This window comes from Micromonospora echinospora, from assembly GCF_014203425.1.
GTDB lineage: Bacteria > Actinomycetota > Actinomycetes > Mycobacteriales > Micromonosporaceae > Micromonospora > Micromonospora echinospora_A.
Genome location: NZ_JACHJC010000001.1, coordinates 1567895 through 1581245, shown reverse-complemented (window position 1 = coordinate 1581245; position 13351 = coordinate 1567895). Strand labels below are relative to the sequence as shown.

The window sequence follows — 13351 nt, the reverse complement described above, 5'->3', positions numbered from 1 at the left end:
GCCCCCTGTTAACGCCTCACTCCCCGCGGGGTCCGCCGCCGGACGGCGGGGGGCGGGCGTGCGTGCCCGGGTGTTAAAAGGGGGCCCTTCCTCTACCGCAGGCGTTAACAGGGGGCCCTTCCTTACACCTCAGCCGGCGCGGTGGGCCTGGATCGCACGGCGGCGGGCCAGCCGGTGCGCCCGCCGGATCTCGGCCTCCCGGAAGCGGCGCTCGTCGTCCGGCGTCTCGGGCAGCACCGGGCGCACCGGCCGGGGCGCGCCGCCCACGTCGACCCCCACGAAGACCAGGTACGCGGTGGCGACCGGCACGGGCTCGTCCTCGGCCGAGTCCCAGCGCTCGGCGACCACCTTCACCCCGACCTCCATCGAGGTGCTGCCGGTCCAGTTGATCTGGGCGTGCGCGTGCACGAGGTCGCCCACCCGGACCGGCTCGGAGAAGACGATCTCGTCGATGGAGGCCGTCACGGCGGTGCCGCCGCTGTGCCGCGCCGCCGCCGCGCCGGCAACGTCGTCCACGAATTTCATCAGTACCCCACCGTGCACGGTCCCGTACAGATTGACATCGACCGCGGTCATGATGCGACTGAGCGTGACGCGGGAGTACGAGGTCGGCTTACCCGGCGGGACCGCGGGATGATCTGTCATGCCGAAAACGGTACGGTGCGCGGATGCGACATCTCTGGAGCTTCCTCGCCGGGTTGGCGGTGGCGCCCGTCACCTGGGTGCTCGTCACGCTCGGTCAGGACGGATCTGAGCGGACCGTCGACCGCTGGGTGGAGATCGGGACGTACAGCACGCCGAACCTGATCGAGCCGGCCGTCTATCTGGGCGTCGCCGGCATCCTGCTCGGCCTGCTCGGCACGTTGCGCTTCTCGCCGCTCGGCCCGCTCGTGGCCGGCCTGCTGCTCGCGGTCCCGTACCTCGGGCTGTTCGTCGCGCCGTTCAGCGTGCGGGACCGGGTGCCCGGTGACCTGAAGCTGCTCGGTGACCCGCTGCCGCTGCGCGACCCGCTGGACAACGGCACGCTGTTCCTCATCGGCGTGCTGCTGCTGATGGCCGTGTTCAGCACGAGCCGCTGGCGGCGTCCCGCCACACCTCCGACGGCCGAGGCGGAGCTGACCCCGGCCGCCGCGCCGGTGGAGCACAAGCCGACGCTCACCGACTGGCCTCCGGCACCGGCCAAGGACCCGGACACGCCGCCGCTCACGCTGGCGTATCCCGAGACCCCGACCGAGCCGCTGCCCCGCCGTACCGCCGGGGAGTCGCCGTGGTCGGCCCCGCCGCGCGGCGCGGGCCGGCCGGAGGGCACCGAGAGCCGTTGAACGAGCGCGGGCGGGCCGGTTTGCACCGGCCCGCCCGCCCGAACGCCTCCGGTCAGCCCTTGAGCAGCTGACGGGCCATGACGATGCGCTGCACCTGGTTGGTGCCCTCGTAGATCTGGGTGATCTTGGCGTCCCGCATCATCCGCTCGACCGGGTAGTCGCGGGTGTAGCCGTAGCCGCCGAGCAGTTGGACCGCGTCGGTGGTGATCTCCATGGCGGCGTCCGACGCGAAGCACTTCGCGGCCGCGCCGAAGTACGTCAGGTCCGCGTCACCGCGCTCGGACTTGCCGGCGGCGGCGTACGTGAGCTGCCGCGCCGCCTCCAGCTTCATGCCCATGTCGGCGAGCATGAACTGGATGCCCTGGAACTCGGCGACCGGCTTGCCGAACTGCTTGCGCTCCTGGACGTAGCCCTTGGCGTAGTCCAGCGCGCCCTGGGCGATGCCGACGGCCTGGGCGGCGATGGTGACCCGGGTGTGGTCCAGCGTCTTCATGGCGGTGGCGAAGCCGGTGCCCTCGGCGCCGATCATGCGGTCGGCCGGGATCCGCACGTTGTCGAAGTAGACCTCGCGGGTCGGCGAGCCCTTGATGCCGAGCTTCTTCTCCGGGGCGCCGAAGCTGACGCCCGGGTCGGACTTCTCCACGACGAAGGCGGAGATGCCCTTCGAGCGGGCTGTGGGATCGGTCACGGCGAAGACGGTGTAGTACTCGGAGACGCCCGCGTTGGTGATCCACCGCTTCACGCCGTTGAGCACCCAGTGGTCGCCGTCGCGTACCGCCTTGGTGGTCATCGCGGCGGCGTCGGAGCCCGCCTCCGGCTCGGAGAGGCAGTAGGAGAACATGCCCTCCCCGGCCGCGACCGGGGTCAGGTACTTGCGCTTCAGCTCCTCGGAGCCGGCCAGCAGCAGCGGCATGGTGCCCAGCTTGTTCACCGCCGGGATCAGCGAGGACGAGGCGCAGGCCCGCGCCACCTCCTCGATCACGATGGCCGTGGCCAGGGCGTCCGCGCCGGCGCCGCCGTACTCGACGGGGATGTGCGGGGCGTGGAAGTCGGCGGCCCGCAGCGCCTCGTAGGACGCCTTCGGGAACTCACCTGTCTCGTCGGCCTCAGCGGCATGCGGAGCCACCTTGGCCGCACAGACCTCACGGACCGCCTCCCGGATCGCCTCGTGCTCCTCCGGCAACCGGTAGACGTCGAACGACTGCTCTGCGGCCATGTCGGCCCTCCCCTTTCACCGCTATCATGCGCAGTCTGTACCGCCCGGGGGCCGACGACTGCCGCAAACTGAAGGATAGCCACCGGCCCCTGCCGGACCTTACCGGCGGGTAGGCTCGCGCCCGAGTGTCGCCCGCCCGGCCCCACTACCCTCACAGCAGAAATCCAGTTCCCTCGGTGCCCGGCCCAGGCGCCCCCAGCAGAATGCGACGCGTGGAAGCGCCGCCAGTGCGAGCGGAGAAGACAGGCGTGACGATTCCGTACCCGAACACCCAGCCGATGCCCGCCATCGCCGCGGTGACCCCGCCGTCCGGCGCCGCCCGTCCCCGGGTGACGTTCCTCGGCACCGGCTACCTCGGTGCGACCTACGCCATCTGCTACGCCGAGCTGGGCTACGAGGTGCTCGGCTTCGACGTCGACACGGACAAGATCGCCAAGCTGAACGCCGGTGAGGTGCCGATCCACGAGCCCGGCCTCGACGAGCTGCTGCGGCGCAACCTGGCCGCCGGCCGGCTGCGGTTCAGCACGGACATCAAGGAGACCGCCGACTTCGGCGACGTCCACTTCATCTGCGTCGGCACCCCGCAGCGGGCCGACGGCATGGGCGCCGACCTGTCGTACGTCGAGGCGTCCGTGACCAGCCTGGCCCAGCACCTGACCCGCAAGGCGCTGATCGTCGGCAAGTCCACCGTGCCGGTGGGCACCGCCGAGTGGGTGGAGCAGCTCGTCGGCAAGCACAGCCCGGCCGACCTCGGCGTCGAGGTGGCGTGGAGCCCCGAGTTCCTCCAGGAGGGCTTCGCCGTCGACGACGTGCTGCGTCCGAACCGGATCGTGGTCGGCGTCAAGAGCGAGTGGGCCAACGGCATGCTCTACGCCGCGCACAAGGGCGTCTTCGACCTCGCCGCCACCGAGGACCGCGAGGTACCGCTCGTGGTCACCGACTTCGCCACCGCCGAGCTGGTCAAGGTCGCCGCGAACGCGTTCCTCGCCACCAAGATCTCCTTCATCAACGCGATGGCCGAGGTCTGCGAGGCGGCCGGCGGCGACGTCACCCAGCTGGCCCGCTCGATCGGCTACGACCCGCGCATCGGCAACCGCTTCCTCCAGGCCGGCCTCGGCTTCGGCGGCGCGTGCCTGCCCAAGGACATCCGCGCCTTCCAGGCCCGCGCGCAGGAGCTGGGCGCCGGTGAGGCGCTGCGCTTCCTGCACGAGGTCGACCTGATCAACCTGCGCCGGCGCAGCCGCGTGGTGCAGCTCGCCGCCGAGCTGCTCGGCCGCCGCTCCGGTCCGGCCGGGCCGGACCTCTCCGGCACCCGTGTCGCGGTGCTCGGCGCCACCTTCAAACCCAACACCGACGACGTACGCGACGCGCCGGCGCTCGCGGTCGCCGCGCTGCTCGGCAAGGCCGGCGCCGACGTGCACGTGTTCGACCCGCAGGGGATCGAGAACGCGCGCCGCGCGGTGCCCGAGCTGACGTACGAGGAGACCATGAACGACGCCGTCCGCGGCGCCGACCTGGTCTGCGTGCTCACCGAGTGGGCCGAGTTCCGTAACGCCGACCCGGTCGCCCTGGGCGAGCTGGCCAACGGCCGCAAGGTGGTCGACGGGCGCAACTGCCTCGACTCGACACTGTGGACGCAGGCCGGGTGGGAATACCGCGGCATGGGCCGCCCCTGACCCGCTGACCGGCCGGACCGGCCCGCCGGGGACACCATCCCCGACCGGGCCGGTCCTTTTTGTTGTCCGGAACGCGCCTGCAACTGTCGAAATCCCGGCCCGCTCAAGGCATGCTGCCTCTGGGAGGTCCACAGTGCGAGGGCACGGGCGGACGGGAGACTGTCGTGGAGAGCTTCAGGTGCCCCTCGTGCGGGCAGGACATCAAGCCCGCCGTGGTCTGCCCGCACTGCGGCGCGCATCAGCCGCAGTGGGCCGAGCACCTGGCAGACATCGAACGGTCCATCGCCGAGATGAAGGCCCGCGACGCCGAGATCGCCCGGGAACAGCGGCAGATCGCCGCCAAGATGCAGGCCGCCCTCTTCCAGCGGGACATCCTCGCGCACGCCGGTGAGGAACGCATGCGGCAGGCCACCCGGCCGCGCCGGGTGCTGCGCCGCCGCCCCGGCCGCCGGCCGCCCACCGCCGCCACCGGCGCGCCGCCCCGGGTGCCCCGCCAGGGCACGCCGCCGCCCGGCCCTCCGGAGGACCTGCCGCCGTCGCCGCCGCGCGGCCGCCCGCGGTGGCTGGACGCGGACGACCCGGAGCACCCGCCTGAGGCGTCCTCGCGGGAGGTGCAGAACATCCCGCTGGGGCTGGGCGCGCTCCTGCTCGGCGTGGCCGCGGTGGTCTTCGCGGCGGTCGCCACCAGCTCGATGGACGCGCTGGCGCGGCTCGGCGTACTGCTGGTGGCGACGGCGCTGATGCTGCTCGCCCCGCCGGTCCTGGCCCGGCGCGGGCTGACCTCCACCGCCGAGACCATCGCCGCGGTCGGGTTGCTGCTGGTGCCGCTGGCCGGGTACGCGCTCTGGGCCGTCGACCGGATCGGCGGCGGCTCCTCGGGCGCCGCGTTCGCCGGATCGATCTTCCTGGTCACCACGCTCGTCGCCCTGGGGTACGCGTACGGGACCGGTCTGCGCGCCCCACGCTTCGCCACCGTACTGGCCGCCCAGCCGGTGCTGCCGCTGCTGGCGTACGAGCGGATCACCGGGCCGGTCGGCTGGGCGCTGGTACTCACAGTGGTGGCCGTGCTCGACCTCGCGCTCGTCCGCTCGGCGGTGGTACGCGAGCGGCCGGTCCGGCGTGACCTGCCCGCGACCGAGCCGCCCTCACCCGTCGCGCCCCGGCAGCGCGCCGACGACGACCGGCCCGAGTCGGCGCCGGAGGAGGCCGGCGAGGTGCTCGGCGGTGAGACTCCTCCGGAGCCTGCCGCCACCGCCCGGCCGGTGCCGTGGCTGTCCGAGCTGACCTGGCTGCTGCACGGTGTGGCGGTCGCTGTCGCGCTGGCGTACGCGGTCACCGGCCTGCTGCGCGCCACCACCGTCCCGCCGGCCGCCGCCGCGGGTACGACGCTGCTGCTCGCCGCCCTGGTCGCGCTGGCCGGAACGCTCGTGCTGCGCCGGCCGCCGCTGCCCGACGTCGGCGCCGGCATCCTCACGCTCGCGGTGATCGGCGCGCTCGGCCGGGTCGCCTCGGTGGCCCTGCCGGGCCGGTCCCTGCTGCTGATCTCCGCGGTCATCGCGCTGACCGGGCTCGCCGTCCGGGCCGTACCGGAGGCGGCCCGGCGGGGTCCGCAGATCGCGTCGGCGGTGGCGCTCACGGTCAGCGGCCTGGTGGTCGCCGGTGGCGCGCTGCGCGCCGGGCTGGCGCCGGTCCGGGCCGCGTTGCCGGCCTGGTCGGCGGACCTGAGCGGGTGGCACGCCGAGCTGGCCCGGGCGGTCGGCCCGACCGGCTGGCAGCTCGCCGCCAGCGCGCTGCTGCTGACCGTCGCCGCGGTGATCGCGCTGCCGCCCGAGATCCGGCGGGAGTTCGCGGTGGTCGGCGCGGCGCTCACCGCGCTCGCCGTACCCGCGTCGCTCGGCCTGGGGTGGACGGCGGCCTGCTGGCCGATGCTGCTCACAGCGGTCGCCGTCGGGGTGCTCGGGCTGAGCGCCGGCACCGAACGAGCCGCGGTGACGCACGCGGTCACCGCGGCCGGGCTGGGTCTGATGGGCGCCGGCGCCGCGCTCGCCCGGCCGGCGCTGACTGCCGCGGCGCTGACGCTGCTCTTCCTGGCCGGGGCGCTGGTCTCCCTCGCCCCACGGGTCCGGCTGGCCGCCGCCGCGACCGACACCGTCTGCGCCTGGGCGGCCGGCGGGGCGGCGTTCGCCCTGCCGGGTGCCGTCGCCGCGTTCGTCGCCGCCACCGCGCCGACCCCACCGATCGCCACTCCGGCGAACCTGCGCGAGGTCACCGTTCCGATCCTCGCGGCGAGCTTCCTCGCCGTCTGTGTCACGCTCGGCTACGCCGCCCTGGTGCAGGTGGCGCAGCGGCACCTGAGCATGCCGCACGCGCTCGGCACCGTGCTCGGCGCGGTGGCCGTCGCCGCCGCCGCGTTCGGGGCGCCGGGCGCCACCTCGGCGGACGCCTGGGTGGGCAGTCTGCTCATGGTCGCCGCCGCCCTGCTGGCGCTCGCCCCGCGCATCGACGCGGGGCGCCGCGCCGACATGTCGCTGGACGGGTCCGACCTGGCCCTGGCAGCCACCACTGTGGCGCTCGTCGCCACGCTGGCCCGGATCGCCGCGGTGCTCGCCCCCGGTGGTCAGCTCGTGGTGGCCTCCGCGCTGGTGCTGCTGGTGGCGGTGGCCGCCCGCGCGCTGCCGGAGGAGTGGCGGCGCGGACCGATCCTCGGCATCGCCGCCGGTGGCCTGCTCCTCGGCCTGATCGCCGCCTGGAGCGCGCTGCGCGGCGGGCTCGGCGTGCTGGCGACCCCCGGCCCGATCTGGGCCGGGGACCTGAGCGGGTGGCCGGCCGCGCCGACGGGCGGGTCGACCTGGCAGGCCCCGGTCGCGCTGGTGCTGCTCGCGGTGACCGCCGCCGTCCTGCTGCCGGCGCCGTGGAAGTACGACGTGTCGGGCCTGGCCGTCGTGCTCGCCACGGTGGGCGCGCCCGCCGCGTTCGAGTTGCCCTGGTGGTCCCCGGTGCTGGTCGGCGCCATGGTGGCCACTGTCTACGGCATGGCGGCCGTGGCCGCAGTCGATCCCCGGGCCTCGCTGTCCCGGGCCACGGTGGCCGGTGTGGTGGCGCTGCACGCGGCCGGGGCGGGGCTGGTGCGGCCGGGAACCACAGCGCTGGCGCTCGGCAGCATCGCGCTGATCGGGGCGACAGTCGCCGCCCTGGCCCGCACGCTCGCGCCGTCGCTCGTGGACGACGTACGCACCGAGGGCATGCCGCCGCACCTGGTGCAGGTGGGCGGCGCCGGCGCGGGCGCCGCCCTGCTCGCCCTGCCCGGCGCGGTGGCCGCCCTGGCCGCCGCGTTCGGCCATCCGCCCCAGGTGGTCCTGACCGCCGCGCTGGCCGCCACCAGCATCGGCCTGGCCGCGATCGCGGCCGTACGCCGGCTGGTGCCCCAGTACCTGCCGTTCGCCAGCGTGGCGGTGGTCGGGGCGGCCACCGTCACCGCTGCCGCCGCGCTCGCGGTCGGCCTGCCGGCGGGCGTGTTCGCCGCCGCCGCCGCGCTGCTCGGCGTACTCGCCGAACTGGTACGGGCGGCCACCGTCCCGCCCGCCGGCTCGGCCCGGCCGGTACGCCGCTGGACGGTCCTGCTGAACGGGGCGATGCGCCGTGACCCGGACGATCCGGTGCTGCGCTGGCGGGTCAGCCCGGCTGCCGGCGCGCTCGCCGCCGCGGCGCTGCCCACCGCGCTGGCGCTGGCCACGCTGGCGCCCGCGCTGGTCGTGGCGTTGTTCTCGCCGTTCGCGGTGCTGAGCCGGGTGTGGCAGGGGCCGCCACCGGAGCTGCTGACCCCACCGGCGAACGCGGTGAATCCCACCCACGTGCTCACCGCGCTGCTGCTGACCGTGACCGCGGCGCTCGCCGCCACCGGGTTCAGCGGCGGCCGACGGTCCCGTGCGGTGCCGGTGATCCTGCCCGGGGCGGCGATCACGCTGCTGATCACGCCGGTGGCGCTCGGCCGGGGCTGGCCGGTGACCGCGCTGGCCGCGCTGGCGGTGTTCACCATCTCGATGCTCGGTCTGGCGCTGACCCCACCGCCGGCGCTGGCCGAACCGGGCCGGTCGATCCGGGTGGCCCGGGTGCTGGTCTTCGCCCTCGGGCTGGCCGCCGGTGGCGCCGGGCTCGCCGGCAGCCTCGCCACCAGCGACCTGACCGTTTTCACGCTCGGTGGCGCGGTCGGCGTGGGCACCGTCGCCGCGCTGTTCGGCACCACCCAGCGCGCCCGCATCCTGGGCTGGCTGTTCGGCTCGCTGATGGCCCAGCTCTTCGTGCTCACCGTCGGCCTGAAGTCCGGGCTCGCCGCGGTCTGGTCCGCCTTCGGGGTGCTCGCTGTCGGCGCGGCGTTGCAGGTCTTCGCCGCCACGCTGCCCCGGCTGCGCCGCCCCGAGGCGTACCGGGAGGCGGCCACCGTCGAGTGGAGCGGCTTCGGGGCGGCGCTCATCGCGCTGGCCCTGGCGTACGACTCGCCCCGGCACATCGCCGCGCTGCTGGCCGCCTGGGGTGCGGTCCTCGGGGTGGCGGCCACCCGTCCGGGGCGGCGGCCGATGGAGCGCAACCTGCTGTTCTGGGCGGTCGTGGCCTGCGAGATCAGCGCCTGGTGGATCCTGATGCGGGTGGCTGACGTGGCGCTGCCGGAGGCGTACACGCTGCCGTTCGCGGCGCTCGCGCTGCTGGTCGGGGTGCTGCAACTGCGCCACCGGCCCGACCTGTCGAGCTGGGTGGCGTACGGGCCGGCGCTGGTCACCGCGTTCCTGCCGACGCTGGCGATCGTGATCGCCACCGAATCCAGCATGCTGCGCCAGGTGCTGCTGCTGCTCGGGGCCGTCGCGGTGCTCATCTTCGGCTCGACCAGCCGGCAGCAGGCGCCGGTGATCGTGGGCGCGACGGTGACCGCGATCGCGGCCGTGCACGCGTTGTTCAGCCTCGGCCCGTGGCTGGTGCTGATCCCGGTCGGCATCGTGCTGCTGGTGCTCGGCGCGAGCAACGAGCGTCGCCGCCGCGCCCAGGAGCGCCTGCAGACAGCGCTGCGCGGCATGCGGTGAGCCGTCCGGCCCGCCCCGGGCCGACGCGCCCGGCCCACCACCCCGTCCGGTCACGTTCCGTGGCGGCGAGCCGCGGCAGAGATGGTGTTCCTCTGCCGACTTTGCTCTGCACCCACCGACGCAGCAGTCACCGAACGTGTCGACCAGCCTCGCGAAGCCGTCAGGGACAAATTGTCGCGTCGCAGCTCGGAGCGGTGTTGCCCCGATGGCTGCAGAGCAAAGTCGTCGGAGGGCACAACACCCGCCCGCCCGAGCCAGTCACGTTGAGTGACCAGACATGCCGAGCGCGCAGAGTGACGAACGGTCAGGTCAGGGAGGCGCGCAGCGCGGCTTCCTTCTCGGCGACCAGATCCTCCAGGCTCGCCTGGTAGGCGGCCATCTTCTCGCGCAGCACCGGGTCGGAGGCGCCCAGGATGCGTACCGCCAGCAGGCCGGCGTTGCGGGCGTTGCCGATCGAGACGGTGGCGACCGGCACGCCGGCCGGCATCTGCACGATGGACAGCAGCGAGTCCATCCCGTCCAGGTACTTCAGCGGCACCGGGACGCCGATCACCGGCAGCGGGGTGACCGAGGCGACCATGCCGGGCAGGTGAGCCGCTCCGCCCGCGCCCGCGATGATCACCTGGACCCCGCGACCGGCGGCGGCCCGGCCGTACTCGATCATCTTGACCGGGGTGCGGTGCGCCGAGACCACGCCGACCTCGTACGGCACGCCGAACTCGTCCAGCGCCTCGGCGGCGGCCCGCATGACCGGCCAGTCCGAGTCGCTGCCCATGATCAGCCCGACGGTGCTCATCAGTGCCCCTCCTGGAGCCAGCGGGCGGCACGAGCGGCCCGGGCCCGTACGTCCTCGAGGTCGTTGCCGAGCACCGTGACGTGCCCGATCTTGCGGCCCAGGCGGACCTGCTTGCCGTACAGGTGGACCTTGGCCCCGGGCTCGGCGGCGAACAGGTGGTGCAGCCGCTCGTCGATGGAGATGCCGCCCGGCTCGCCGCCGAGCACGTTCGCCATCACCACGACCGGCGCGGTGAGCGAGGTGTCCCCCATCGGGTAGTCGAGGACCGCCCGCAGGTGCTGCTCGAACTGGGAGGTCCGGGCCCCCTCGATGGTCCAGTGCCCGGAGTTGTGCGGCCGCATGGCCAGCTCGTTGACGACAAGTCCGGTCGGCGTGTCGAACAGCTCCACCGCGAGCAGGCCGACCACGCCGAGCGCGGTGGCCAGGTCGATGGCGAGTTGCTGCGCGGCGACGGCCTGCTCCTCCGGCAGGTCGGGCGCGGGCGCCAGCACCTCGACGCAGATGCCGTCGCGCTGCACGGTCTCCACCACCGGGTACGCGGCGACCTGCCCGAACGGTGACCGCGCCACCTGCACGGCCAGCTCGCGGCGCAGCTTCACCCGCTCCTCGACCAGCAGCGGCGTGCCACCGGCGAGCAGCGTGGCGGCCAGCTCGGCGGCCTGGGCCGCGTCGTCGACCATCCAGACGCCCCGCCCGTCGTAGCCGCCCCGGGCGGCCTTGAGCACCACCGGCCAGCCGGTCTCCTCGCCGAAGGCGATCAGGTCGGCCGGGGACTCCACCGGACGCCAGGCCGGGTTCGGCGCGCCCAACTCGCCGAGCCGTTCCCGCATCACCCGCTTGTCCTGCGCGTGCACCAGCGCCTCGGCCGGCGGGAACAGCTTCACGCCCTCGTCGGCCAGGGCGCGGATGTGCTCGTCGGGCACGTGCTCGTGGTCGAAGGTGACCACGTCGCAGCCCTTGGCGAACGTGCGCAGCGCGGCCAGGTCGGTGTGGTCGCCGTACTGGACGTCGGCGGCGACCAGCGCCGCGCCGTCGTCCGGGGCGAGCGCCAGCACGCGCAGCGACTGGCCGAGGGCGATGGCGGCCTGGTGGGTCATCCGGGCCAGCTGGCCGCCACCCACCATGCCCACGACGGGGAGACCGGTACGGGAGTCCATAGCGCCGCCAGCCTATAAGGGCCGGTGCCGGGCCGGACCGTGAGGGCGGCCCGGCCCACTCCACTCAGCCGAGCTGCGCGACCAGCTCCTCGACGGTGGTCACCGGGCGCTGGCAGACGAAGCCCCGGCAGACGTACGCGGCGGGCCGCCCGTCGACGAACGGCCGCCCGGCCAGCAGCGGCACGCCGGGCTGGTCCGGGGCACCGGCCACCACCACCGCGCCGGGCGGGGCGTGCCGCCGGGCGGCGGCCACCAGCGGGTCGCCCTCCGGGTCGCCGGTCGCCACCGCGATCTCGTACGGCCCGGACAGCAGCGCCTCGCCGACGGTGGCCGCGTACCCGGTGAACCGGGCGTGCCGGTCGACGATCGGCGCGACTGTCGTCAGCGTCTGCTCGGCCGCCTCCCGGTAGCGGGTCTCCCCGGTCAGTGCCGCGTACGCCACGAGCGCCGCGACGATCGCCGATCGGCCGGACGGGGTCGCGTTGTCGGTCGGGTCGGCGGGCCGGGTGACCAGGCGCTCGGCGTCGTCGGCGGTGTCGTAGAAGGCGCCGTCCGGACCGGCGAACCGGGCCAGCGCCACGTCGAGCAGCTCGCCGGCCAGTGTCAGCCACCGCCCTTCGCCGGTGAGCTGGTGCATCGCGCAGAACGCCTCGGCGACGCAGCCGTAGTCCTCCAGCACACCGGCCGGCTCGCCGACCGCCTTGTCCCGGGAGACCCGGCGCAGCCGGCCGTCCACCAGGTGCACGGCGGCCAGATGCTCGGCGGCGTCCCGCATCGCGCCGTCGGAGACGATCAGCACGCCGTCCATCAGATTCGCGTCCTCGTCGTCCGGCGACACGAGCAGCGCGGCGACCTGCTGGAACTCGGCGACGGCGGTGATCGCGAGCCCGTTCCAGGCGGCCACCACCTTGTCGTCACGGGCCGGTTGGGGCCGGGTGTCCCGGGCGGCGAGCAGCCGGCCCACCACGTCCTGCCAGCGGGCCCGCACCGCCGGGTCGGCGTCGTCGACGTCCCGGGCCAGCCGCAGCACGCTGCTGCCGTGCTCGAACGTGCCCTCGGCGGTGACCTCGAACAGGTCGGCGGCGAACCGGCCGTCGTCCTCCCCCAGCACCTCGACGAGCTGGTCGGGGGTCCAGACGTAGGTGAGCCCCTCGACGCCCTCGGTGTCCGCGTCCAACGCCGAGGCGAAGCCCTCACCGGCGCGGTGCAGCTCGTCGGCGAGGAACCGGGCGGTGTCCCGGGCCACCCGGCGGGCCAGCCGGTCGCCGGTGAGCCGCCAGAGCTGGGTGTAGACGCGCAGCAGCAGGGCGTTGTCGTAGAGCATCTTCTCGAAGTGCGGCACGGTCCAGTGGCCGTCCACCGAGTAGCGGGCGAAACCGCCGGCGAGCTGGTCGTTGAGGCCGCCGCGGGCCATCGCCTCGCAGGTGTGCCGGACGATCTCCAGGCTGCGGGCCGAGCCGGTGCGCTGGTGGTGCCGGAGCAGGAAGAGCAGGTTCATGTGCGGCGGGAACTTCGGCGCGCCGCCGAAACCGCCGTTCGTCTCGTCGTACTCCCGGGCGAGCTGGCTCGCGGCGGCGTCGAGCAGGTCGGCGGTGAGCGGGGCGGTCACGCCGCCGACGGCCTGCGCGCCGCCGATCGCCTCGACCACGGCGGCGCCCTGGCGCAGCACCGCCTCGCGCTGGTCGCGCCAGGCGGCGGCGACCGAGCCGAGCAGGCGGATGAAGTTGGCGCGCGGGAAGTACGTGCCGCAGAAGAACGGGGTGCCGTCCGGCGCGGCGAAGACGGTCATCGGCCAGCCGCCCTGCCCGGTCATCGCCTGGGTGGCGGTCATGTAGACCGCGTCGACGTCGGGGCGCTCCTCCCGGTCGACCTTCACGCAGACGAAGTCGTCGTTCATCAGCCGGGCCACTGCCTCGTTCTCGAACGACTCGTGGGCCATCACGTGGCACCAGTGGCAGGCCGCGTAGCCGACCGAGATGAGCACCGGCACGTCGCGCCGCTTCGCCTCGGCGAACGCCTCGTCGCACCAGGGCCACCAGTCGACCGGGTTGTCGGCGTGCTGGAGCAGATAGGGCGACGTGGCCTCGGCGAGTCGGTTCACCACCCGACCCT

General features: G+C 74.5%; 8 protein-coding genes. 3 read left to right on the top strand and 5 right to left on the bottom strand.

Annotated elements, in window-relative coordinates:
- Nucleotides 1-129: 129 nt before the first annotated feature.
- A complete protein-coding gene (locus FHU28_RS07635; protein ID WP_184682228.1) occupies nt 130-645 on the bottom strand; it encodes an acyl-CoA thioesterase in 516 nt (171 codons plus the stop codon).
- Nucleotides 646-668: 23 nt separating this feature from the next.
- Here FHU28_RS07635 and FHU28_RS07630 point away from each other — a divergent pair, with 23 nt between their 5' ends.
- Nucleotides 669-1322: a hypothetical protein gene (locus FHU28_RS07630; RefSeq protein ID WP_184682226.1), complete on the top strand. Its 654-nt coding sequence runs from the start codon at nt 669-671 to the stop codon at nt 1320-1322.
- A 52-nt stretch (nt 1323-1374) separates the two neighbouring features.
- Here the strand turns inward: FHU28_RS07630 and FHU28_RS07625 are convergent, their stop codons facing one another.
- On the bottom strand, nt 1375-2538 hold the full coding sequence (locus FHU28_RS07625) for an acyl-CoA dehydrogenase family protein (RefSeq protein ID WP_184682223.1): 1164 nt from the start codon (nt 2536-2538) through the stop codon (nt 1375-1377).
- A gap of 248 nt (nt 2539-2786) precedes the next feature.
- Between FHU28_RS07625 and FHU28_RS07620 the strand changes: the two genes are divergently transcribed.
- The gene (locus tag FHU28_RS07620) at nt 2787-4214 is read left to right on the top strand and encodes a UDP-glucose dehydrogenase family protein (protein WP_184682221.1); all 1428 of its coding nucleotides are present in this window, start codon (nt 2787-2789) and stop codon (nt 4212-4214) included.
- Nucleotides 4215-4378: 164 nt separating this feature from the next.
- A complete protein-coding gene (locus tag FHU28_RS07615; RefSeq protein ID WP_184682219.1) occupies nt 4379-9286 on the top strand; it encodes a zinc ribbon domain-containing protein in 4908 nt (1635 codons plus the stop codon).
- 304 nt (nt 9287-9590) lie between these two features.
- Here the strand turns inward: FHU28_RS07615 and purE are convergent, their stop codons facing one another.
- The 3 genes from purE to FHU28_RS07600 all read right to left on the bottom strand — a co-directional run bounded on the left by purE (nt 9591) and on the right by FHU28_RS07600 (nt 13340).
- Entirely contained in the window at nt 9591-10082 is a 492-nt protein-coding gene (gene purE / locus FHU28_RS07610; RefSeq protein ID WP_184682217.1) for a 5-(carboxyamino)imidazole ribonucleotide mutase, read from the bottom strand.
- Nucleotides 10082-11239 (bottom strand): 5-(carboxyamino)imidazole ribonucleotide synthase, encoded by a 1158-nt coding sequence (locus tag FHU28_RS07605; protein WP_184682215.1) that lies wholly within the window; start codon nt 11237-11239, stop codon nt 10082-10084. Before FHU28_RS07605 ends, purE begins: the two co-directional genes overlap by 1 nt.
- Before the next feature lie 64 nt (nt 11240-11303).
- Nucleotides 11304-13340 carry a thioredoxin domain-containing protein gene (locus tag FHU28_RS07600; RefSeq protein WP_184682213.1) on the bottom strand — a complete coding sequence of 679 codons (2037 nt, stop codon included), beginning with the start codon at nt 13338-13340 and terminating at the stop codon, nt 11304-11306.
- Nucleotides 13341-13351 lie beyond the last annotated feature (11 nt).

Excerpts from the sequence above, each read along its gene's own strand:
- FHU28_RS07635 (WP_184682228.1), bottom strand. The coding sequence starts at position 645 with ATGACAGATCATCCCGCGGTCCCGCCGGGTAAGCCGACCTCGTACTCC.
- FHU28_RS07625 (WP_184682223.1), bottom strand. The coding sequence starts at position 2,538 with ATGGCCGCAGAGCAGTCGTTCGACGTCTACCGGTTGCCGGAGGAGCAC.
- purE (WP_184682217.1), bottom strand. The coding sequence starts at position 10,082 with ATGAGCACCGTCGGGCTGATCATGGGCAGCGACTCGGACTGGCCGGTC.
- FHU28_RS07630 (WP_184682226.1), top strand. The coding sequence starts at position 669 with ATGCGACATCTCTGGAGCTTCCTCGCCGGGTTGGCGGTGGCGCCCGTC.
- FHU28_RS07605 (WP_184682215.1), bottom strand. The coding sequence starts at position 11,239 with ATGGACTCCCGTACCGGTCTCCCCGTCGTGGGCATGGTGGGTGGCGGC.